Here is a 21,535-nt window from a genome sequence, read left to right as displayed (position 1 = left end):
AAACAAAAAACGGAGGCCGTGAGGCCTCCGTTTCTTTTCTACTCGCTTTTCAGCCGTCGCGCTCACCCCAGCCGGCCCGCCGCGTGCGCGAGCAGGGTGTACACCAGACCCGTCTCCGAGATCAGGTGGCTGCGCAGCTCCTGCGGGCCGCGGCCGTCGCGGGCGACTTCGTCGAGCAGGCGCTCGAACTCGGCGACGTAGCGGTCGACCGTGCCCTTGAAGTTGCGGTCGGCGCGGTACTTGCGGGCGACCTCGTCGAAGGCCTTCTGGCCGGCGGGCGTGTAGAGGCGCTTGGTGAAGGCCTTGTTCTCGCCGCGCTGATAGCGGTCCCACATCTCGGCCGCGAGGTTGCGGTCCATCAGCCGGCCGATGTCGAGCGACAGCGATTCCAGCGGATTGCTGCTGGCCTGCGGCGCCGGCGGCTGCGGCGCGGGCGCGGCGCGGCCGCGGGGAGCCTGACCGGCCGGCGCGGCCTGGTTGGCGTCGGTGCGGCTCAGCAGGTCCGACAGCCAGCCGTCACGGCCCTGGTCGTTGCCGCCGGGCGCGACCGGCGGCGCTTCGGTGCGGCGCGCGGCCGGCAGTCCGAGGTCCGGCGGCGGCAGCGTCGAGGCGCTGCCGATGTCGCGCATGCGGGTCTCCGGAGCCCGGCCGCCGACGGCGGCCAGCACCGGCTCTTCCTGGCGCTGCACGCTGGCGCGGCCCGCCGTGGTGACGTCGAGCCCGCGGCCGTGCTGGGCCACGATGCGGTTGAGCTCGGCGAGCGCCTCGATCTGGTCGACGATCACCTTGCGCATCTGCGCCGTGCTTTCGGCGGCCTCCTGCGGCATCTCGAGCACGCCGCGGCGCAGCTCGTTGCGGGTGGCTTCGAGCTCGTTGTGCATTTCGAAGGCCATCTGCTTCATGCTGGCGACGAGGTTGGTGAACTTCTCGGTCGACTGCTTGAACATCGTATCCGCCTCGTCGGTGGTCTGGCGGTAGATGTCGTGCATCGCCTCGATGGTCTGCCGGTGCTCCTCTTCGGACGCCGCGCGCACCGCCTCGAACTGGCGGGTGATCGCGGCCGAGCCGGCGCCGGCGGTCTCGGCGACGACGCGGGCGATGTCGCGGGCGCGCTCTTCGGCCGCGGCAAGCGATTCATCGAGCAGTCCGGTGAAGCGCGACAGCCGCTGGTCGAGATCGGCCGTGCGCAGGTCGATCGTGGTGACGAGCGATTCCAGCGCCTGCTTGCGCTCGGCGAGCGAGGCGGTGGTGTTCTTGTTGCTCTGCTCGACCACCTGCGCCGCCTCGACCAGCGCCTGGCCGTGCTTGTCGAACTGGGTCGACAGCTCGCCGAGATCCTGCAGCGCCTTCGTGGTCTTGCTGTTGAAGACGTTGAGCTGCTCTTCCAGATTCTGCGTCGCCGCGCCGTTGCGTGAGGTGACGTCGTTCATCGCCGAGACGAAGTCGGCGACGCGGGTCACCAGCGCCCGCTCGAGCGAGTTGAGGTTGTCGTGCGCACCGGTCAGCACCTCCTGCAGCAGGATGTTGCCTTCGCGCAGGCGCTCGAACAGGGCGACCGTGTCGGTGCGCAGGATCTTGCTGGTCTCCTGCATCTCGGTGACGGCCGCAATCGAGACCTGGCGCGACTGGTCGATCGCCGAACGCGAGGATTGCTCGAGGTCCTTGAGCGACTTGCTGACGGCGCTGGTGGCGACCTCGCTTGCCGCGTTGATGGTGCGGGCGACTTCCGAGCCGTTGCCCATCATGGTCTGCGAGAAGGCCTGGCCGCGCGTCTCGATCGACTTCAGCGCGTCGGAGGTGACACGGTCGATGTCGAGCGTGAGCTGGCTGGTCTTGGAGCCGATCGCGTCGACCAGGGCGCCGCGCTTGGCGTCGATCATGTTCGACAGGCGGTCGGCCTGCTGCTGCACATAGGTGACGATCTCGTCGGTCTTGCCGGTCATGGCCTGGCCGAAGCTGGAGCTGGCGGCGAGCACCGAACGCTCGACGTCGGCCGAGCTCGACTTGACGCGCGAGCTCGCCTCGTTGGAGGCGGAGATCAGCGCGTTCTGGGCGTTGAGCGCGCTGGTCTGGATGTCGTTGGTCGCGTTGGCGGTGGCCGCGCTCAGCGTACGCTCGATCTCGGTCGAGATCGTGCGGATCTGGCTCGCGGCGTCGGCCGAGGTCGAGGTCAGCGAGATCTGGGCCTCACGCGCGCTGTTGAGGATGGTCGAGGCGGTGTCGGCGCCGACCGCGGTCAGCGTGCGCTCGATGTCCGTGGTCAGCGACTTGATCTGGCTCGCCGCATCGGTCGAGGCGGAGATCAGCGAGCCCTGGGCCTCGCGAACACCGCTGGTGAGCGCCTCGATGGTGGCGCCGCCGGCGGTCGCCAGCGCGCGCTGCATCTCGGCCGCGAGCGAACGGACCTGGCTGGTCTGCTCGGCCGAGACCGTGAGCAGGGTGGTCTGGGCGTCGCGGGCGCTGGTGGTGATTGTCTCGGCGGTCGTCTGGCCGACCTGCGAGAGCGAACGATGCACTTCGGCGGCGAGCGACTTGACCTGGTTCGCCGCCTCGGAGGAGGCCGTCACCAGCATGTTCTGCGCCTCGCGGGCGCCGGAGGTGATGGTCTCGGCGGTCGAGGTACCGGCCATGGACAGCGAACGCTGCACGTCGGCCGCGAGCGACTTGACTTGCGCCGCCGCATCCGTCGATCCGGCAACGAGCGTATTCTGAGCCTCGCGAGCGCCGCTGGTGAGGATCTCGGCGGTCGAGGTGCCGGCCATCGTGAGCGAACGCTGCACGTCCGACGACAGCGCCTTGATCTGGTTGGCGGTCTCGGTCGAGGCCGCAATCAGTGCGCTCTGCGCATCGCGGGCGCCGGCAACGATCGACTCCGCGGTCGTGGTTCCGGCCAGCGTCAGCGAGCGCTGCACGTCGGTGGTGAGCGTCTTGACCTGGTTGGCCGCATCCGACGAGGCCGTGACCAGCGTGGTCTGCACCTCGCGGGCGCCGGCCAGGATCGAGGCGGCGGTCGCCGAGCCCGCCGCGGTCAGCGTGCGTTCGACGTCGGCCGCGAGCCCCTTGAGCTGGCTGGACGCATCGCCCGATGCGGCGATCAGGGACGACTGCGCCTCCCGGGCGCTGGACAGGATCGAGCTCGCCGCACCGGTGCCGACCGCGGTCAGCGCCTGCTCGACCTCGGCCGAGGTCATCTTGAGCTGGGCGTTGACGTCGGAGGAGACCGTCAGCAGCGACTGCTGCGCGGTGCGCGCGCCGGTCTGGATCGTCTCGCTGGTGTTGACGACGAGGTTGGTGAGCGAGCGCTCGGCGTCCTCGACATGCGAGCGGATCGCCGTCGAGATCATCTCGGCGCGGGACATCATGTCCTCGCTGGCCTGGCGTCCGCTGCTTTCGATGCGGCCGGCGACGGCCTCGACACGCGAGCCGAGCAGGTCCTCGAACTGCGCCACGCGCACGTCGATGTCGCTGGCGACCGAGCCGACCTTGGTCTCGATGGCCTGCTGGATCTCCTGGAAGCGCGCCGTGACCGTGTCGGTCAGATGCGTGCTGCGGCCGTCGATGACCTCGGTGACGCCGGTGATGCGGCGGTCGACCGCCTCGATCGCCTGCGCGGTGCCGTCCGTGAGCGTCGAGCTCAGCAGCGTCAGGCGGGTGTCGATCGACTGCACGGCCTGCGAAGCGCCGTTGGTCACGGCGGTGGTCAGGTAGGTGAGGCGGGCGTCGATGGATTCGAGCGCCTGCGTCGCGCCGCCCGTGAGCGTCGTCGTGAGGTGGGTCAAGCGGGTATCGATCGACTGGATGGTCTGCGACGCACCATCGGTCAGCGACGCCGTGAGGTGATTCAGGCGTGCGTCGATCGTCTCGATGGCCTGCGATGCACCGCCGGTCAGCGACGTCGTGAGGTGGGTGAGGCGGGAGTCGATCGACTGGATCGCCTGCGCGGCACCGTCGGTCAGCGAGGCCGCCAGCGTGTTGATGCGTCCGTCGATGGTCTCCGTCATCGACTTCGCGCGGCTGTCGAACGAGAGCTCGAGCGCGGCGACGCGGCCGACGAGCTGCTCGTCGAAGGTCCTGATGTGGCCGTGAATGGTGCCGTCGAGGCTGGCGATCTTGCCGTTCAGCGAGGCGTCGATATTGCCGACGCGTTCGCCGATCGTGGTCTCGAACTGCGCGAGGCGCTGGTCGAGCACCGCCGTGATCTGGCCGCCGTTCGACGTGAAGCGGGTGTCGAAATTGTCGACATAGGTCTTCAGCGTCTCGGCGATGTCCTGCGTGCGCTGGCCCATGCGATCGACGATCTCGCCGCCGAAGGTCTTCACGGTGCGGTCGAACTCGGAGATGTGGCGGGTGATCAGCGCGCCCAGCGTGCCGGAGTCGCGGGCGAACTTCTCGACCAGCTCGGTGCCCTGGTTCCGCACCAGCTCGTCGAACGCGCTCATCTGCAGCGACAGCGAATCGTGCGCGGTCTCGGTCTGGCTGACGACCTTGGCAACCAGGGCGTTGACGGTGGCGTCGAGCGCCTCGCTGGCCTTGTCGCCGCTCGTCATGATCTGGCCGGCGAGGCGGTTGCCGGCGTCGTCGATCTTGGCGGAGATGTCGTTGGAACGCAGCTCGAGCTCGAGCAGCAGCGAGTCCGACGAGTTCTTCAGGCTGTCGTGCACCTGCTCGGTACGCTCGGAGATGCCGTCGACGATCGCGGCGGAGCGCTGCTCGAACTCGCCGGTGATGCGGTCGATGCGCTCGTTCAGCATCTCGTGGACGCGGTCGGCGAGGTCGACGAACTCGTCATGGACGTGGCCGGTCTTGAAGTTGAGGCTGGTGGTCAGCCGTTCGCTGGCGTCGAGCACGGCGCGCGTGGTCTCGTTGCTGGCTTCCTCGAGGCGGTCGAGCAGGTCGCCGCCGCGCTCGCCGAGCGCCAGGATCATGTTGTCGCCGGCATTGCTCAAGGCGCTGGTGATGTGGGCGCCGCGCTCTTCCAGCGCGCCGGTGATGGACTTGGCGACCTCGTCGACGCGCGAGGCGATCGCGTCCGAGATCAGCGCGATGTCGTGGCGCAGGTCGATCTGCACGCCGGAAATGGCGCTGCGGACCTGCTCGGCCTGGCCGACCAGGTTGTCGCGCTGGTGTGCGATGTCCTGAAGCAGAGCGCGGATGCGCACCTCGTTGTCGGAATAGGCGCGTTCGAGCGCGGCGACCTCGTTGGCAACCAGCGTCTCCAGCTCGCCGGCGCGCGCAATCGCGCGCTCGATGCCGTCGCCCATCGCCGCGACCTCGCGGCGGATGGCCTGGCCGACGGTGACCATGGAATCGGCGGCCGAGCCTTCCGGCTCGGAGAAGCGGATCGCAACCTGCGCCATCGCTTGCGCGATCATGCGCATTTCCTGGCCGCGCCAGACGAGGCTGGCGAGGAAGTAGAACAGCATGATCGGCGCGAAGAACATCGCAACCAGGCCGGCGATGACGAGCACGCCGCCGCTCTGCCCCATGGCGGCCTGGATCGAGGGCAGGAAGCCGACCGTCAGCGCAGCGCAAGCGGCGAGCCAGATGCCGGCGAAGACGGTGGCGAAGGTGTAGACGCTGCGGGCAGGGCGGCCCTTCTGAAGCGCCTGGAGCAGCTGGCCGATGGTCTCGCGGTCGTCATTGGCGGCGCGGCGCGCGGTGCGCGGCTCTTCGATCGGGTCGAACACGGTCGCCCGTTCGTTGGCGGCCGGTCGCGGCTCGAAGCTCGGCTCGTCGAAGACCGGGGACGTGGCCGGCGGGACCGGGGGCGCCGTTTCGTTGCGCATTGCGGCGTTGCGGCTGGTATCGGCCGCGGTGTCGCTGATGTTCAGGGCTTCCTGGATCGCAGAAAGCGCAACTTCTGTGGGGTCTTTGACCTTTTTCGGAGTGTTCGCCATGTTCAGTCCGAGCCCTCGTTACTTGTACGCGTCCCCCCGCGAGCCCTGCGTGCTGCGCAAGCCCACAGACCGGATCATGCCGCTTGCGCGGATCTCCGAGCCGTCCCCACCCGAACGGCTTGTCCGCCAATTTCTGCAACATCCTATTGGCAGAGCGTCGCGAATGAAATGCCCGCGATTAAGACATTCTTAATCATCGTTAACAGGATCGCGCCGTAACGCCTTAGCAATCAATGCAATTCTCCACCGGACTCGGCCGATTATGGCAACTTTTCGTCAATAAACCGGCGGATCTGCGTCAAATCCCCCCAACATTTCGTTAACCATTTCCATGCTTGGGTGAGCGGAACTCGACCGCCGGACCGGCGGCTGTCGCGCGATGCCGGGGCCTGCGCCATGACGCCTGAACTGCAACGGATGGACTGGATGCCTTCGCCCCCGCTTGCGCCGATCGACAGCCCGCTCGACCTCGATCACCTCTCCCGGATGACGCTCGGCGACGCCGAGCTGGAGCAGGAAGTGCTGGCCATGTTCGCAGAGCAGGCGGCCGGTCTGCTCGCGGCGATGACGGCATTGCCGGCCGAGACCGGCGCCCTCGCGCACAAGCTCAAGGGCTCGGCGCGCGGGATCGGCGCCTTTGCGGTGGCCGATGCCGCAGCCGGCCTGGAGACTGCGGTCCGGACCGGTCATGGCCGGCCCCATGCCTTGGCCGCGCTGAAGGAGGCGGTGGCCGAGGCCCGGGCCGCCATCGCGGCGATGCTGAAGCGTTGAGCCGATACGGCCGCAGCCGGGCTCTAGTCGCTTGTTTTGACGCGTTTTCTTCCCGCAAAACGGGATTCGATTCGCAACAAAACGCTATGGCGCCGGGCTGACCGACCCGTTATAGGACAGCGGGACCCTCCTTCATTCATAAGCACCGCGGCAGCACGAGCACACATGGCCAAGATTCACTTTGTCGACCACAAGGGCGAGACCCGCACGGTGGAAATCGAGAACGGCGCAACCGTGATGGAAGCTGCGATCCGCAACAGCATTCCCGGCATCGAGGCCGAATGCGGCGGCGCCTGCGCCTGCGCGACCTGCCATGTCTATGTCGACGAAGCCTGGCGCGAGAAGGTCGGCAGCCCGACGCCGATGGAAGAGGACATGCTCGACTTCGGCTTCGACGTGCGTCCGAATTCGCGCCTGTCTTGCCAGATCAAGGTCTCCGACGAGCTCGACGGTCTCGTCGTCGCGACGCCCGAGCGCCAGGCCTGATGGTCTCCAAGTAGGAGGCTGTCCAGGTAGACCAATCCAAAGTCCACTAATCCAAGTCGACTAGATGCTCGGCGGCGCGACCTCGATGCCGCGCTTGTGCCAGGGTCTGAGCTTCTCGATCACCTCTGCGGTCAGCGGCGCGGGTCGCCGTGTGGCCTCGTCGAGCAGGACGCCGACCGACGTCGCCGACGCAATGCAGGTGCCGTTCGAGAACACGACCTGCTCGAATGTCACCGACGTTCGCCCGAGCTTGACCACGCCGAGGCCGAGCTCGATCGTATTGGGCCAGTGCAGCTCGGCGCGAAAATGCATGTCGAGCCGCACCATGATCCAGGCGAGACCCGGCGGGGTCAGCCCGTATTCGGGAAGCTTCATCAGCGTGACGCGGCCGGTCTCGAAATAGGTGGCGTAGACCGCGTTGTTGACGTGCTGGTTCGGGTCGAGGTCGCCGAACCGGACGTTGTCGCTGAGGCGAAACGGAAAGTCCTCGAGGCGCGGGGTCGTGTCGAGGCGGGCTGGTGCGTTCACCGATTGATCTCCGTCATATCCATCCTCGTTACAGCTCAGTTATTTTGGCCCGGCAAGGGGGCGCGGCTGCGGGGCGATCCCGCTTTTATGCCTTCCCTGTTCCATCCCCGTTGGCTAGACAGGCAGAGTCACCTCTGCCCAACGGGCGCCGTCCAACCGATAATTACCGATAAAGAGACGACATGAGCGACGTGATCAAAACCGATGTGCTGATTATTGGCGCCGGCCCGTGCGGTCTGTTCGCCGCCTTCGAGCTCGGCCTTCTCGACATGAAGGCGCATTTCGTCGACATCCTCGACAAGGTCGGCGGCCAGTGTGCCGAGCTCTATCCGGAAAAGCCGATCTACGACATTCCCGGCATTCCGCAGGTGTCGGGGCAGGGGCTGACCGATGCGCTGATGGAGCAGATCAAGCCGTTCCATCCGACCTTCCATCTCGGCGAGATGGTCGAGACGGTGGAGAAGATCGGCGATCCCCTGTTTCGCTGCACCACCGATGCCGGCAAGGTGTTCGAATGCAAGGTGGTGGTGATCGCGGCCGGCGGCGGCTCGTTCCAGCCGAAGCGCCCGCCGGTGCCGGGCATCGAGGCCTATGAAGGCACCTCGGTGCACTACGCGGTGCGCAAGATGGAGAATTTCCGCGACAAGAACGTGCTGATCGTCGGCGGCGGCGATTCCGCGCTGGACTGGACGCTCAACCTGCATCCGGTCGCGAAGCGCATCACGCTGCTGCATCGGCGCGACGAGTTTCGCGCAGCGCCCCACAGCGTCGAGCAGATGCGCGCGCTGGTTGCCGGCGGCAAGATGGATCTGCGGCTCGGCCAGGTCACCGCGCTCTCCGGCGCCGACGGCAAGCTCACCGGCGCGACCGTCAAGGGCAACGACAACAGCATCACGGAGGTCGCCTGCGACACCATGCTGCCGTTCTTCGGGCTGACCATGAAGCTCGGCCCGGTCGCGAACTGGGGCATTGCGCTGGAGAACAATCTGGTGCCGGTCGAGACCTCCGCGTTCGAGACCAACGTGCCGGGCATCTTCGCGATCGGCGACATCAACACCTACCCCGGCAAGATCAAGTTGATCCTGTGCGGCTTCCACGAGGGCGCGCTGATGTCGCAAAAAGCCCATCGCTACGTCTATCCGGAGAAGCGGCTCGTGTTCCAATACACGACCTCGTCCTCCAGCCTGCAAAAGAAGCTCGGTGTCAGCTGACGGAACAGACCGGGGCGGCGATGCCCCATGTTTCTGGTGCTGGAACCTTTCGCGAAATCGCCTTAGTCTGCGGCCATTCCGGTCGTAGGCTTGGCCAGGTTTTTGGCTTAGCAAAGTTTGGCTCTGCGAAGTCTTGGCTCAGAAGTCTTGGCTCAGCAAAGGTGATTGGCTCAGCAAGGTGATGATAATGCGGACTCTTCGTTCCAGCTTTCGGCTGCTCTCCGTCGTCGCACTCGCATTGTCGCTGGCGATCGTGACGCCGTGCGCGGCGCAGACCGCCGAGCCCACGGCGGCGGGCCTCTGGCAGAAGGTCGAAGACGGCAAGACGGTCGGATGGTTTCTCTTCATCGATCGGGGCGGCGTCTTCGAAGGCGTGATCGCCAAGACCTTCCCGCGGCCGACCGACAATCCGAACGAGGTCTGCTCCAAGTGCACCGACGATCGCAAGAACGCGCCGGTGCTCGGCATTTCGTTCGTCCGCGACATGAAGCGCGAAGGATTGAAATACGAAGGCGGCAACGTGCTCAATCCGCGCGACGGCCAGATCTGGAAGGCCAACATGCGGGTCAGCCCGGACGGTCAGACCCTGACGCTGCGCGGCTATCTCGGCATCGCGCTGCTCGGCAAGGACGAGACCTGGACGCGCCTGCCCGATGCCAACATCGCGCAGGTCGATCCGGCGATCGTCGCAAAATACCTGCCCGCGCAGGCAGCTGCCGCCAAGCAGCCGGCGCCCGCGGCGAAGAAGGGCGGCGCGATGATGGCGCCGGCGAAGCAGTAAGGGCGCTGGGCCGCGCGCTGCGCGGTCTCAATAGCTCTCGCGTGGCGCAGGGGCCTTCCCCGCCACTGGGTCTCCAGCCTGTGCGGCCACCTTCGCCGAAGGGCGGGCGCGCCTCGGGCCCGCTCCAGTAGTTCCCCGGAATGCACGCTGGCGCCGGATTTGCATAGCTGTCGGCAAAGCTGCTGGGGGAGCGAGTCGCCGTCTCCACGCCTGCCGCGCACCATGTGGCGGGCGGACGGCAGCGTTTGCCCCGCGGCGATCACTTCGACCGCGGAGACCACATGAGACCTGCAAGACAGTGTGCCGCCGTGCTGCTGGGGCTGACGGTTCTGACGCATTCGGCGCTGGCGCGCGACGACGGCCGCTTCGCCAACTCGCCCCTGAAACCCTGGTTCGAGAGTCTGCGTAGCGAATTCGGGCAATGCTGCTCGGATGCCGACGGCTACGTCATTGCCGACGTCGATTGGGAGTCCGATCGCGGCCGCTACCGCGTGCGCATCGACGAGGAGTGGGTCGTGGTGCCCGACGGCGCCGTGCTCACTGTGCCGAACAAGATCGGCCGCACCATGGTGTGGAAGCACTATGTCGACGGCCATCCGCGCGTGCGCTGCTTCATGCCGGGCAGCATGACGTAGGCGCGCCATTCCGGCCGGCGCGGAGCGCCGAACCGGAACGATAACGCGAAGCTTAGCGCGCCTGGTTATTCGAACCCGCGCTCGCGAGCTGCTTGATCCGTGGCGACAGCACGGAGACCTGCGACGGTGAGGCCGGCATGCCGGCGACGATCATCGCAGGGCTTGTCGACTGCTCCTCGACGCCGGCGCCGCCGAGCACCTGAACCTGCGTCGCCGTGATCGGAAACGACCTCACTTCGTAAGAGGGAAGCTCGCCGGCGAGCGCGGCGGCCGAGCTCGCAATCATGGCGCCGGCAACGGCAATCATCGAGAGAACGCGCATTGAAAAATCTCCGTGGAAGATGTCAATCGGAGGTTTGGTCGCGGCGGTGCCGCGGCAGGTTCGCTCGTGCGCGAACATTCTCATCGCCTGCGGCGCAGATAATGGTTGCGTGGTGCGCAAGCACGAAACGCGGACGAAGTTTTCCGCGCCAATGTTTCAGGACGGTTTCCCGGAACAGCCGACGCGCCTCGTTCAGTGCTGCTGTTGCAGATCGAGCTGCGGCGATTTGACGGGGGCGGTGCTTTCGGGAAAGCGCAGGCTCATCGTCGTGCCGCAGCCGGGCGCGGAGGACATGATCAATTCGCCGCCGTGGGCGGCCATGATCTCGCGCACGATCGACAGGCCAAGGCCCGCGCCATCGCGCGTGGCGCTGCCCGTCTGAAACGGCTCGGTCAGACCGTGTTCGGTGCCGGAGGGCAGGCCCGCGCCGTCATCGTGAATCGAGACGCCGGCGCGGCCGAGCGTGGCGACGATGCGCCGCGCGCCATGGGCGTGGATGAGCGCGTTGCCGACGAGATTGGCGAGCGCACTGCGGATCGCAGCGTCGACCCCCTGCACCACGAATGGACCTTTCTCGTCCTGCTCCAGCGCAAGCTCGATGCCCGCATCCAGCGCCGAGGGGCTAAAATCGGCCAGCACGTCCAGCGTGATCCGGGCGAGATCGATCGGGCGCTTCTCGATCGCATGATTTTGCAGCCGCGCCAGGTCCAGCATGGCCGAGACCAGTGAGGTCAGCCGGCGGACGTCGCGCACCAGCTCGGCCTTCAGGGCCGGATCGGGCACGTCCTCGATCTTGGCGCGCAGCAGCGTCAGCGGCGTGCGGAGCTGATGGGCGGCATTGCCGAGAAAGCGGCGCTGCATCCTGATATAGGCGTCGATCTCGCCGAAGGCGCGGTTCAGCGCCTCGACCAGCGGCTTCAATTCGCGAGGGACCTCGGACAGCGATATCAAACCTTGCGGCGCCGACGGATCGATCGCGAGCGCGCGGCGTGCCACCCGTTCGATGCCGCGCGAGACGAAACGTGCAGCAAGCGCTGAACCGATGGCGACGGTCGCCGCAAAGGCCAGCGCCACCAGGGTGATCGAGAAGATCCTGTTGATAAGGAAGTTCCCGGCCATTCGTCCGAAGCGGACCTGCGGCTCACCGACCATCGTCGTGAGCCGCAAGGAGCCCCGTTGCGCAACGGCGAGACAGAACGTGCTCTTTTGGTCGTGTGTGCTGAAGACGGACAGGCCGACCGGCCCGCGATAGGGAAAGGCGAAGGGGAGAGGCGGCCGGTGCTCACCACCGTACTCGCTGACGAGATCGCCCACGGACACGACGTACCAGAGGTTGGGACTGTCCGCCTTCAATTCCTCCAGGGCAGAAGTCCGACGTATCGTCAGGTTTTGCCCATCGATATCCGTGGCACGATCGAGAACGGCAGCCACGACCCGGCAGGCTCTGAACTCGCGTTCCTCCAGCGGGTACCTCGAGACGAAGATCGAGACCATGATCAAGAAGATCGTCGTCGCGGCGATGCCCAGCGAAATTGCAAAGGTCCGGGCGATCGACGTCATCGCGGTGTCGCCAGCCGCAGGATGTAGCCGATGCCTCGCATGCTGCGGATCTCGACGTCGCCGCCGAGCTCGGCGAGCTTCTTCCTCAGGCGCGAGACCTGCGCTTCGAGCGTGTTGGACTCGATCTCGTCGTCGAAACCGTAGATCTCCTCGATCAGGGCGGCGCGGGTGATGACGCGGTCGCGTCGCATCAGCAGCGCCCCCAGGATCAGTGCCTCGCGCCGCCGCAGCAGGATCCTGGTGTCGGCGACCACGGCCTCGTTGCTGCCGAGATGCAGCTCGACATTGCCGAGCGACAGCACGGATGGGGCGAGCAGCCGGGGGCGGCGCAGCACCGCGCGCACCCGCGCAAGCAGCTCCTGCGGCTCGAACGGCTTGCCGAGATAGTCGTCGGCGCCGCCGTTGAGGCCCTCGACGACGTCTTCCTTGGCGTCCTTCGAGGTCAGCATGATGATCGCGGGCCGGTCGGGCGATTGGTTCAGCGCCGTGACCACCTGGAGCGCATCGCCGTCCGGCAGCATCCGGTCGACGATCGCGAGATCATATTTGAAATTATCCAGCGCCTGGCGCGCATCGGCGATCGAGCCGACGAGGTCGACGATGCCGTGCAATTGCCCGAGCAGACGGCTGACATAAGCGCCGATCTGCGGTTCGTCTTCGATCACGAGGGAACGCACGCGGGTCGTCCTTGACTCTGCTGGGCGACAGAACCCCGAGCGTCACGCTCCCTGGCCGATGTCTGGCGCTTCGGCTCCTGCGCAGGGTTCCCATAAAGGCAGCGAGCTTGGCGAATCAAAGGCAGGAACGCGAGCGCGCGCGGGCACGGTCCGTCAAGTTTTGCGCCGTGACGGAAGCCCGGCAATGTTCGGGCAATGTTGATCCGGCGGCGACGGCCTGGCCGTCCGCTGTACATGTCCCGGGGAGCGCGGATTGCGTCTTGCAATCTTGGGGCAATTTTGCCGGACCACATGCTGGGCTCCTAACCACACCAGTCGACGCGGCCAGGAAGGCCGGTCCGGGGCCCTGAAATGAAGCATATCGACGAAGCCGCTCTCCGCCTCACGGTGAAGGCGCGGCGGACGACCGCCTGTCTCGCTGCACTCGGTGCGATCATGGCGATTGCGCAATCCGCATCGGCGCAGACCGCGTTCACGCTGCCAGCGCCGCCATTCGAGCTGCCGATGCTGCCGTCGCCGTCCGGAAACTGGACCGTCATGGTCGGCATCGGCGGCGAATACATGCCTGATTTCGTCGGATCGAAGAACGGCAAGTTTCGTCCGATCCCGATCTTCACCATCCGCCGTGCCGGATCGATCGACCAGTTTCGCGGGCCCCGCGACAGCGCCAGCATCGCGTTGCTCGATGTCGGCAATTTTCGCGCGGGTCCCGCGTTCAAATACGTCTCGTCGCGCAAGAGCGACAAATATGCGGAGCTGACCGGCCTCGGCAATGTCGACGCTGCATACGAGCTCGGTGGTTTCGTCGAATATTATCCGGTCGACTGGCTGCGCCTGCGCAGCGAGCTGCGTCAGGGCGTAGGCGGCCATACCGGCACGGTCGCCGACGTCTCCGCCGACGTCATCGTGCCGCTGATCCAACGGCTCACGATCTCGGCCGGCCCGCGCTTCACCTGGAAGAGCACCAACGCGACCGCGCCGTATTTCGGCGTCACCGCCACGCAGGCGCTGGCGTCGGGATTGCCGGTCTACGATGCCAGAGGCGGCGCGCACTCGGTCGGCTTCGGCAGCCAGATCTCCTATCGCATCAATCCGCAGTGGGAGGTTCACGCCTATGTCGAGTACGAGAAGCTGCTCGGTGACGCCGCGGACAGCCTGCTGGTGAAGCTGCGGGGATCGTCGAACCAGACCACCGTTGGTGTCGGGGCGTCCTATTCGTTCGATTTCAGGATTCGATGAGCCCATGCGCCGCATTGCTTTTCTGTGGGTTGGCCTCGCTGCCGCTTGCATCGCCCTCGGCGCCGCCGCGGCGTTCGAGACGCGCGCGAGCCGGCTTCAGGCGATCAAGACCGTCGGCATCATCTCGGCGATCGGCGAGGAGATGAGCCTGACGCGAGCCGGCCTGACCGGGCTCGGCGACGCCGCGCAAAGCGCCTCGATCAGCGCATGGGGGCTGGACGAGCTGATCGTCCAGCAGGCGACGAGACTCTTGAGCGGACGCTTTCGCGTGCAGCCGGTGAATTACAGGCGCGCCGCGTTCGCTGCCGTCAGGGATTCGGCGGTTGCGCCCGTCAACCTCCTGCGCAGCGATCCGTTCAAGGAATTGGTTCGCAGCGATATCGCGCCGCAGGGGTTGGACGCATACATCGTCATCACCCGCGCGAGATCGAAGCTCGGCAATGGACGCAACGTCGAGGGTGTCGGGCTCGCCGAATATCGGACGCTGCTGGCCGATTATGGCCTGATCCACGCGCTGTACGAAGTTCGCGTCATCGACGGCAAGACGTTCGACGTGATCGAGAAGCGGGCGGCTGCGCCGCTCGACAATACCGGGACCGTGCGGATTGCCGGCCCGAGCGGACCGGTCGACGAGACGTTTGGCGGTCCGGCTTCAGGGGAACGGTTGCGCGCGGCGATCGCGGACCTGATCATGCGCAGCCTGCCGCTCACGCTGGGCGATATGCACCTGATTGACGGTCAATGACCCTCAGGTCACCGGTGCGGGATTGAACAATGTGAGGTCGTTGTGGATGCCCCAGCGATCCGACCACGGCTTGGTGCGGCCGGAGGCGACGTCGAGGATGAGGCGGAACAGGTCCCAGCCGGTCTCCTCGATGGTCTTCTCGCCGGTTGCGATCTTGCCGGCGTCGAAGTCGATCAGGTCCTTCCAGCGCCGCGCGAGCTCGCTGCGCGTTGCGACCTTGATCACCGGTGCAGCCGCAAGGCCATAGGGCGTGCCGCGGCCGGTGGTGAACACTTGCAATGTCATGCCGGAGGCGAGCTGCAGCGTGCCGCAGATGAAGTCGCTTGCCGGCGTCGCCGCGAACAGCATGCCCTTTTGCGTCGCCTTCTCGCCGGGCGAGAGCACGCCGGCAATCGCGCTCGAGCCGGACTTGACGATCGAGCCGAGCGATTTCTCGACGATGTTGGCAAGGCCGCCCTTCTTGTTGCCGGGCGTGGTGTTGGCGCTGCGGTCGGCGCCGCCGCGGGCCAGATAGGAATCGTACCAGGCCATCTCGCGCACCAGCGCGCGGCCGACGTCCTCGTTGATGGCGCGGCGGGTGAGCAGCTGGATGGCGTCGCGCACCTCGGTGACTTCCGAGAACATCACGGTCGCGCCGGCGCGTACCAGGAGGTCCGCGGCGAAGCCGACGGCGGGATTGGCGGTGACGCCGGAGAAGGCATCGCTGCCGCCGCATTGCAGGCCGATGACGAGGTCGGAGGCGGGGCAGGTCTCGCGCTTGCGGGTGTTGAGAACCTTCAACCGCGCCTCGGCCTGGGTCATGATGGCCTCGACGATGGCGCCAAAGCCATCGAAGGCTTCGTCCTGCATGCGCACGATGGCGTCGTTCACGCCTTCCGGCACCAGGCGTTCCGGCGCGAGCTTCTCGCAGCCGAGGCCGACCACCAGAATCTCGCCGCCGAAATTCGGGTTGAGCGCGAGGTTCTGCAGGGTGCGGATCGGCACGACGGCGTCGGGCGCGGAGATGGCGACGCCGCAGCCATAGGCGTGCGTCAACGGCACGACGTCATCCACGTTGGGATATTTCGGCAGCAGCTCGGCGCGAATGCGCTTGACCGCATATTCCATCGTGCCCTTGACGCATTGCACGGAGGAGGAGATGCCCAGAATATTCTTCGTGCCGACCGAACCATCCGGATTGCGGTAGCCCTCGAAGGTGAAGCCTTCGAGCGGCGGCAGCGGCGCGGGGACGGCGGTGGAGATTTCGAGCTTGTCGAGGGCAGGGGCCTCCGGCATGCGGATGCGCGCCTCGTCCACCCATTCGCCGGCCAGGATCGGCTTCAGCGCGTAGCCGATGATCTCGCCATAGCGGATGATCGGCTCGCCTTCCGCGACGTCGACCAGCGCGGTCTTGTGTCCCTGCGGGACGAAGGCGCGCAGCGTCAGGCCGCTGGCGAAGCGCGCGCCGGCGGGAAGCCCGAAATCATTGACGACGATCGCGACATTGTCGCGCTCATTGAGCTTGATGTAGCGCGGCTGCTCTTTGGCGGCGACGTCCTGGTCCATCTGCGCTTGCCTCCGAAATCGTAGGGTGGGCAAAGGCGCAACGCGCCGTGCCCACCATTCTTCACGTCATGCGCAGGTGGTGGGCACGCTTCGCTTTGCCCACCCTACGATGTCTCAGCCCGGGAACGTATAAGCCGTCTTCACCGTGGTGTAGAACTCGCGCGCGTAGGAGCCCTGCTCGCGGGCGCCGTAGCTCGATCCCTTCCGGCCGCCGAACGGCACGTGGTAGTCGACGCCGGCGGTCGGCAGATTGACCATCACCATGCCGGACTCGCTGTTGCGCTTGTAGTGCGAGGCGTATTTCAGGCTGGTGGTGCAGATGCCGGAGGCGAGGCCGAACTCGGTGTCGTTGGAGATCGCGAGCGCCTCGTCGTAATTCTTGGCGCGAATGACGGCCGCAACCGGGCCAAAAATCTCCTCGCGCGCGATGCGCATGTTGTTGTTGGCCTCGGTGAACAGCGCCGGCTGGAGATAGTGGCCGGGGTTCTCGCGCTTCAGCAGCTCGCCGCCGAAGGCGAGCTTGGCGCCTTCGTCCTGGCCGATCTTGATGTAGCGCAGGTCCTGATCGAGCTGGTTCTGGTCGACCACGGGGCCGATATGCACGCCGGCCTTGAGCGCATCGTCCACCGACAGGCTGTTCAGGCGCTCGGCCACGGCCGCGACGAAGCGGTCGTGGATGCCTTCCGTGACGATCAGGCGCGAGGAGGCGGTGCAGCGCTGGCCGGTCGAGAAATAGGCGCCGTTGACGGCGACCTCGACGGCGGTCTTGAGGTCGGCGTCGTCGAGCACGACCAGCGGGTTCTTGCCGCCCATCTCGAGCTGGAACTTCTTCATGGGGTTCGAGAGCACGCAGGCCTGCGCGATCTTGCGTCCCGTTTGCACCGAGCCGGTGAAGGAGATCGCGGCGACGTCCGGATGCTCGAGCAGGGTCTGGCCGACCACCGAGCCGGAGCCGACGACGAGGTTGAACACGCCGGCGGGAATGCCGGAGCGGGTGATGATCTCAGCGAGCGCGTGGCCCGAGCCCGGCACCAGCTCGGCCGGCTTGAACACCACCGTGTTGCCGTAGCAGAGCGCCGGCGCAATCTTCCAGGCGGGAATCGCGATCGGGAAATTCCAGGGCGTGATCATGCCGACGACGCCGACCGGCTCGCGGGTGATCTCGACCTCAAGGCCGGGGCGGACAGAGGCGCCCTTCTCGCCGATCAGGCGCAGCGCTTCGCCGGCGAAGAACGCGAAGATCTGGCCGGCGCGGGCGACCTCGCCGATGCCCTCGGGAAGGGTCTTGCCTTCTTCGCGGGCGAGCAGGCGGCCGAGCTCTTCCTTGCGGGCGAGGATCTCGAGCGAAATCTTGTTGAGTGCATCGAAGCGCGCCTGCGGGGTCGACTGCGACCAGGCGGGGAAGGCGGCCTTGGCGGCGGCGATCGCCTTCTCGGTCTGCGCCTTGTCGGCCTTGGCGTATTCGCCGACGAGATCGTTGGTGTTGGAGGGGTTGATGTTCCTGGTGACGCCGGAGCCGTCGACCCATTCGCCGCCGATGAAGTTCTTCAGGATCGCTGTCATCTTTTTTCCTCCAGGGGAACGTTTCTAACGCACGAGGCAGGGACGCTTGTCGTCAAACGTCCAGCCGGGGATCAGGTCCTGCATGGCCATAGCGTCATCCCGCCCCCCAAGTCCATGCTTCTTGTAGAGCTCGTGCGCGGCCTCGATGGCGGCGCGGTCGATCTCGATGCCCAGGCCCGGGCTATCAGGGACGGCGATCTTGCCGCCCCTGATCCGGAGCGGCTCTTTCGTCAGCGCCTGGCCGTCCTGCCAGATCCAGTGGGTATCGATCGCGGTGACCTTCCCCGGGGCGGCGGCGCCGACATGGGTGAACATGGCGAGTGAGATGTCGAAATGGTTGTTGGAGTGCGAGCCCCAGGTCAGGCCGTTGTCGCGGCAGGTCTGGGCCACGCGCACCGAGCCTTGCATCGTCCAGAAATGGGGATCGGCCAGCGGGATGTCCACCGCCCCGAGCCGCAGCGCATGGGAGAGCTGCCGCCAGTCCGTCGCAATCATGTTGGTAGCCGTCGGCAGGCTAGTTGCACGGCGGAACTCGGCCATGATCTCGCGGCCGGAGAAGCCGGCCTCGGCGCCGCAGGGATCCTCGGCATAGGCGAGGATGCCATGCATGTTCTTGCAGAGGCTGATCGCTTCATCCAGCGACCAGGCACCGTTCGGGTCGAGCGTCACGCGTGCGTTCGGGAAACGCTTTGCGATGGCCGTCACCGCCTCGATCTCGTGCTCGCCGCGGAGCACGCCGCCCTTGAGCTTGAAGTCGGCGAAGCCGTAATGGTCGTGGGTCGCCTCCGCGAGCCGCACCACGGCCTCGGGCGTCATCGCCTCCTGGTGGCGGAGATTGAACCAGTCGGGCTTGCCGGTCTCGCCGGTGACGTAGTCGAGCTTCGACTTGCGCCGGTCGCCGACGAAGAAGAGGTAGCCGAGCGTCTCGACGCTGGTGCGTTGCTGGCCCTCGCCGAGCAGTGCTGCGACAGGAAGACCAAGATGCTGGCCGAGCAAGTCGAGCAACGCGGATTCAATGGCGGTGACCGCATGAATCATCACGCGAAGATCAAAAGTCTGCTTGCCGCGGCCGCCGGCGTCGCGGTCGGCGAAGGCGGTGCGGATATCGGCGAGGATGTTGTTCATCGCGCCGACGGTCTTGCCGATCACGAGGTCGCGCGCGTCCTGCAGCGTCTGCCAGATCTTCTGCCCGCCCGGGACCTCGCCGACGCCGGTGTGGCCGGCATTGTCGGTGAGGATGACGATGTTGCGGGTGAAGAACGGCGCATGCGCGCCGCTGAGGTTGAGGAGCATGCTGTCGCGGCCCGCGACCGGGATCACCTGCATCGCGGTGACGACAGGTGCACCGGCGACTGACGCGCCGGCAATCTCGGTCTGGGCCATCGCGCGCTCCTCCCTGTTGTCTTGTTATTCTGCAGCCTGTTGTGACGATCGTGCGGCGGGCAGCTTCTGCACCAGCGCGGTCAGCTCCGCCATCTCCTGCTCGGTGAGATCGGTCAGCGGCGGACGGACCGGGCCGGAATCGCGGCCGATCACCTTCATGCCGGCCTTGATGATCGAGACCGCGTAACCCTTCTTGCGGTTGCGGATCGCAATCAGCGGCAGGATGAAATCCTTCAGGCCGGCCTGGATCGTGGCGTGGTCGCGCTTGCGCACCGCGGCGTAGAAGCTGGTGGCGAATTCCGGCACGAAGTTGAACACGGCCGAGGAATAGGTCGTCACGCCCATGTCGAGGTAGGGCAGCGCGAAGGTCTCGGCGGTCGGCAGGCCGCCGACATAGGTGAGGCGGTCTCCGAGTCTGGTGTAGACGCGGGTCATCAGCTCGATGTCGCCGATGCCGTCCTTGTAGCCGACGAGGTTCGGGCAGCGCTCGGCAAGGCGCGCGAGCGTGTCGGGCTGGAGGATGGCGTTGTCGCGGTTGTAGACGATGACCCCGATCTTGACCGAGGCGCAGACCGCCTCGACATGGGCGGCAAGGCCTTCCTGCTCGGAATGGGTGAGGTAGGGCGGCAGCAGCAACAGGCCGTCGGCGCCGGCCTTTTCCGCACCGATGGCGATCTCGCGGGCGATCGCGGTGCCGTAGCCGGTGCCGGCGAGCACGGGCACGCGGCCCTTGGTCTCGTCGACGGCGACCTTCACGACTTGCGGAACCTCTGACGGCGTTAGCGAGAAGAACTCGCCGGTGCCGCCGGCGGCGAACAGACCTGCGACGTCATAACCGCACAGCCAGTCCATGTTGGCGCGATAGGTCGCCTCGTCGAAGGAATAGTCCGCCCTGAACGGCGTGACGGGGAAGGACAGGAGGCCCGATCCGATCTTCTGGGCCATCTCCTGCGGGGTCATCTTGCTCATGCGCGCTCCCTTGTCGTGTTGCGGCGGACGCAAGCAGAGGCCGCGCGTCCATGCGCCGTGGTTTAGGCAACCGTTCGATGCGCGTCCAAGCCAAAGCCTATATCGACCGATGCGGATTGAGCATCAATCCTCCGCCAGCTCCGCGGAGGACAATTCGCCGGCGATCCTGACCAGCGCCGACAGCAGCGGGTTCTCGTCCTCGCGCCGCCACACCATGAACAGCTCGACCGGCACGCGGGTGCGCAGCTTCAGCGGCCGCAGGCGGACGTCGGAGATCTTCAGGCTCGCCGCGGCCGCCGGTACGATGGCGAGGCCGAGGCCGGCGCGCACCATCGCGAGGATCGAGTGGATCTGGCTGAGATGCTGGACGTAGCGCGGCAGCACGTCGGCACGGGTGAAGAGGGCCACCAGGAGGTCGTGGAAGTAGCGGCTCTCATAGGGCGAATACATCACGAAGGGCTGGTCGTCGAAATCCTTGATGGTGATGCCCTCGGCATTCGCCAGCGGATGCTTCTTCGGGATCGCCGCGAGCAGCGGCTCGGCGACGACGCGGCGGCTGGCAAGCTCGGGCCGCGCGATCGGCGGCCGCAGCAGCCCGGCGTCGATCTGGCCCGAGGCCAGCGCCTCGAACTGGTCGCCCGACACCATCTCCTTCAGCGAGAAGTCCACCTCGGGCAGCTTGGCACGGCATGCGGCGATGAGCTCGGGCAGGAAGCCATAGGCCGCGGCCGCGGTGAAGCCGACCTTCAGCGAGCCGGTCTTGCCGAGTGCGATGCGGCGGGCGACTTGCGAGGCGCTTTCGGCAAGCTTGAGGATGCGCCGCGCCTCCGGCAGAAAGCTGCGCCCCGCGGGCGTCAGACGCACCGATCGGCTGGTGCGCTCGAGCAGCGGCGCGTCGATGATGTGCTCGAGCACCTGGATCTGCCGGGACAGCGGCGGCTGCGTCATGTTGAGCCGTGCGGCGGCGCGGCCGAAATGCAATTCCTCCGCCACCGTGACGAAACAGCGGAGCTGGTTGAGGTCGAACATCGATACATGCCTTAGATGGATAAGGCGTTTCCCCGGCACTTCTAGCATCGATCACCCCCAAAACAAAGACGGCGGCTTTGCGGGCCGCCGTTGAGTTGCCTGGTCAAGCTCCCGTGGGAGCCCTCAGGAGGAACGACCTGATGCGAAACCGCCTCACGTCCGCTGCGGACAGCACTGCGTCCATCACGCGCTTC

17 protein-coding genes are annotated in these 21,535 nt (G+C 66.5%); 7 read left to right on the top strand and 10 right to left on the bottom strand.

Annotated features, from left to right (window positions below; translation table 11 throughout):
- Positions 1-62 precede the first annotated feature (62 nt).
- The gene (locus BDOA9_RS28940) at positions 63-5,897 is read right to left on the bottom strand and encodes an apolipoprotein A-IV repeat region-like domain-containing protein (protein WP_025037435.1); all 5,835 of its coding nucleotides are present in this window, start codon (positions 5,895-5,897) and stop codon (positions 63-65) included.
- 396 nt (positions 5,898-6,293) lie between these two features.
- Here BDOA9_RS28940 and BDOA9_RS28935 point away from each other — a divergent pair, with 396 nt between their 5' ends.
- Together BDOA9_RS28935 and BDOA9_RS28930 are read left to right on the top strand one after the other, a co-directional pair.
- A complete protein-coding gene (locus BDOA9_RS28935) occupies positions 6,294-6,668 on the top strand; it encodes an Hpt domain-containing protein (RefSeq protein ID WP_025037434.1) in 375 nt (124 codons plus the stop codon).
- Between the two features lie 165 nt (positions 6,669-6,833).
- Positions 6,834-7,154, top strand: coding sequence for a 2Fe-2S iron-sulfur cluster-binding protein (locus BDOA9_RS28930; RefSeq protein ID WP_008143731.1), 321 nt, complete (start codon positions 6,834-6,836; stop codon positions 7,152-7,154).
- 60 nt (positions 7,155-7,214) lie between these two features.
- Here the strand turns inward: BDOA9_RS28930 and BDOA9_RS28925 are convergent, their stop codons facing one another.
- Entirely contained in the window at positions 7,215-7,682 is a 468-nt protein-coding gene (locus tag BDOA9_RS28925; protein WP_025037433.1) for an acyl-CoA thioesterase, read from the bottom strand.
- 182 nt (positions 7,683-7,864) lie between these two features.
- On the opposite strand from BDOA9_RS28925, the gene BDOA9_RS28920 reads away from it, so the two are divergent.
- The 3 genes from BDOA9_RS28920 (at position 7,865) to BDOA9_RS28910 (ending at position 10,309) form a co-directional block, all read left to right on the top strand.
- A complete protein-coding gene (locus BDOA9_RS28920; RefSeq protein ID WP_025037432.1) occupies positions 7,865-8,893 on the top strand; it encodes an NAD(P)/FAD-dependent oxidoreductase in 1,029 nt (342 codons plus the stop codon).
- Positions 8,894-9,080: 187 nt separating this feature from the next.
- Positions 9,081-9,674: a DUF2147 domain-containing protein gene (locus BDOA9_RS28915; protein ID WP_025037431.1), complete on the top strand. Its 594-nt coding sequence runs from the start codon at positions 9,081-9,083 to the stop codon at positions 9,672-9,674.
- Positions 9,675-9,955: 281 nt separating this feature from the next.
- Positions 9,956-10,309 carry a hypothetical protein gene (locus BDOA9_RS28910; protein ID WP_025037430.1) on the top strand — a complete coding sequence of 118 codons (354 nt, stop codon included), beginning with the start codon at positions 9,956-9,958 and terminating at the stop codon, positions 10,307-10,309.
- 52 nt (positions 10,310-10,361) lie between these two features.
- Here BDOA9_RS28910 and BDOA9_RS28905 read toward each other — a convergent pair whose 3' ends face one another.
- The 3 genes from BDOA9_RS28905 to BDOA9_RS28895 form a co-directional block, all read right to left on the bottom strand.
- Positions 10,362-10,631 (bottom strand): hypothetical protein, encoded by a 270-nt coding sequence (locus tag BDOA9_RS28905; RefSeq protein ID WP_025037429.1) that lies wholly within the window; start codon positions 10,629-10,631, stop codon positions 10,362-10,364.
- Between the two features lie 192 nt (positions 10,632-10,823).
- Positions 10,824-12,191, bottom strand: coding sequence for a sensor histidine kinase (locus BDOA9_RS28900; protein WP_025037428.1), 1,368 nt, complete (start codon positions 12,189-12,191; stop codon positions 10,824-10,826).
- Complete coding sequence (locus tag BDOA9_RS28895; protein WP_025037427.1) at positions 12,188-12,868, bottom strand: response regulator transcription factor; 681 nt, start codon at positions 12,866-12,868, stop codon at positions 12,188-12,190. Before BDOA9_RS28895 ends, BDOA9_RS28900 begins: the two co-directional genes overlap by 4 nt.
- A gap of 351 nt (positions 12,869-13,219) precedes the next feature.
- Between BDOA9_RS28895 and BDOA9_RS28890 the strand changes: the two genes are divergently transcribed.
- Together BDOA9_RS28890 and BDOA9_RS28885 are read left to right on the top strand one after the other, a co-directional pair.
- Positions 13,220-14,107 carry a MipA/OmpV family protein gene (locus tag BDOA9_RS28890; RefSeq protein WP_052363121.1) on the top strand — a complete coding sequence of 296 codons (888 nt, stop codon included), beginning with the start codon at positions 13,220-13,222 and terminating at the stop codon, positions 14,105-14,107.
- 4 nt (positions 14,108-14,111) lie between these two features.
- A complete protein-coding gene (locus BDOA9_RS28885) occupies positions 14,112-14,852 on the top strand; it encodes a hypothetical protein (RefSeq protein WP_025037425.1) in 741 nt (246 codons plus the stop codon).
- A 3-nt stretch (positions 14,853-14,855) separates the two neighbouring features.
- On the opposite strand, the gene garD is transcribed toward BDOA9_RS28885, so the two are convergent.
- From garD to BDOA9_RS28860, 5 genes are all read right to left on the bottom strand, one after another.
- Positions 14,856-16,397 carry a galactarate dehydratase gene (garD, locus tag BDOA9_RS28880; RefSeq protein ID WP_025037424.1) on the bottom strand — a complete coding sequence of 514 codons (1,542 nt, stop codon included), beginning with the start codon at positions 16,395-16,397 and terminating at the stop codon, positions 14,856-14,858.
- A 114-nt stretch (positions 16,398-16,511) separates the two neighbouring features.
- Positions 16,512-17,960 (bottom strand): aldehyde dehydrogenase family protein, encoded by a 1,449-nt coding sequence (locus BDOA9_RS28875; protein ID WP_025037423.1) that lies wholly within the window; start codon positions 17,958-17,960, stop codon positions 16,512-16,514.
- Between the two features lie 24 nt (positions 17,961-17,984).
- Positions 17,985-19,343, bottom strand: coding sequence for a glucarate dehydratase (gudD, locus tag BDOA9_RS28870; RefSeq protein ID WP_025037422.1), 1,359 nt, complete (start codon positions 19,341-19,343; stop codon positions 17,985-17,987).
- Between the two features lie 24 nt (positions 19,344-19,367).
- The gene (gene kdgD / locus BDOA9_RS28865) at positions 19,368-20,312 is read right to left on the bottom strand and encodes a 5-dehydro-4-deoxyglucarate dehydratase (RefSeq protein WP_025037421.1); all 945 of its coding nucleotides are present in this window, start codon (positions 20,310-20,312) and stop codon (positions 19,368-19,370) included.
- 123 nt (positions 20,313-20,435) lie between these two features.
- On the bottom strand, positions 20,436-21,341 hold the full coding sequence (locus BDOA9_RS28860; RefSeq protein ID WP_025037420.1) for a LysR substrate-binding domain-containing protein: 906 nt from the start codon (positions 21,339-21,341) through the stop codon (positions 20,436-20,438).
- Between the last annotated feature and the right edge of the window lie 194 nt (positions 21,342-21,535).

Source organism: Bradyrhizobium sp. DOA9 (genome assembly GCF_000617845.2).
Taxonomy (GTDB): domain Bacteria; phylum Pseudomonadota; class Alphaproteobacteria; order Rhizobiales; family Xanthobacteraceae; genus Bradyrhizobium.
This window is presented reverse-complemented; position numbering and strand designations above follow the sequence as displayed.

Excerpts from the sequence above, each read along its gene's own strand:
- BDOA9_RS28935 (WP_025037434.1), top strand. The coding sequence starts at position 6,294 with ATGACGCCTGAACTGCAACGGATGGACTGGATGCCTTCGCCCCCGCTT.
- BDOA9_RS28920 (WP_025037432.1), top strand. The coding sequence starts at position 7,865 with ATGAGCGACGTGATCAAAACCGATGTGCTGATTATTGGCGCCGGCCCG.
- gudD (WP_025037422.1), bottom strand. The coding sequence starts at position 19,343 with ATGGCCCAGACCGAGATTGCCGGCGCGTCAGTCGCCGGTGCACCTGTC.
- BDOA9_RS28930 (WP_008143731.1), top strand. The coding sequence starts at position 6,834 with ATGGCCAAGATTCACTTTGTCGACCACAAGGGCGAGACCCGCACGGTG.
- BDOA9_RS28910 (WP_025037430.1), top strand. The coding sequence starts at position 9,956 with ATGAGACCTGCAAGACAGTGTGCCGCCGTGCTGCTGGGGCTGACGGTT.
- BDOA9_RS28890 (WP_052363121.1), top strand. The coding sequence starts at position 13,220 with ATGAAGCATATCGACGAAGCCGCTCTCCGCCTCACGGTGAAGGCGCGG.
- BDOA9_RS28940 (WP_025037435.1), bottom strand. The coding sequence starts at position 5,897 with ATGGCGAACACTCCGAAAAAGGTCAAAGACCCCACAGAAGTTGCGCTT.
- BDOA9_RS28900 (WP_025037428.1), bottom strand. The coding sequence starts at position 12,191 with ATGACGTCGATCGCCCGGACCTTTGCAATTTCGCTGGGCATCGCCGCG.
- BDOA9_RS28905 (WP_025037429.1), bottom strand. The coding sequence starts at position 10,631 with ATGCGCGTTCTCTCGATGATTGCCGTTGCCGGCGCCATGATTGCGAGC.
- BDOA9_RS28885 (WP_025037425.1), top strand. The coding sequence starts at position 14,112 with ATGCGCCGCATTGCTTTTCTGTGGGTTGGCCTCGCTGCCGCTTGCATC.
- kdgD (WP_025037421.1), bottom strand. The coding sequence starts at position 20,312 with ATGAGCAAGATGACCCCGCAGGAGATGGCCCAGAAGATCGGATCGGGC.
- BDOA9_RS28875 (WP_025037423.1), bottom strand. The coding sequence starts at position 17,960 with ATGACAGCGATCCTGAAGAACTTCATCGGCGGCGAATGGGTCGACGGC.
- garD (WP_025037424.1), bottom strand. The coding sequence starts at position 16,397 with ATGGACCAGGACGTCGCCGCCAAAGAGCAGCCGCGCTACATCAAGCTC.
- BDOA9_RS28915 (WP_025037431.1), top strand. The coding sequence starts at position 9,081 with ATGCGGACTCTTCGTTCCAGCTTTCGGCTGCTCTCCGTCGTCGCACTC.
- BDOA9_RS28860 (WP_025037420.1), bottom strand. The coding sequence starts at position 21,341 with ATGTTCGACCTCAACCAGCTCCGCTGTTTCGTCACGGTGGCGGAGGAA.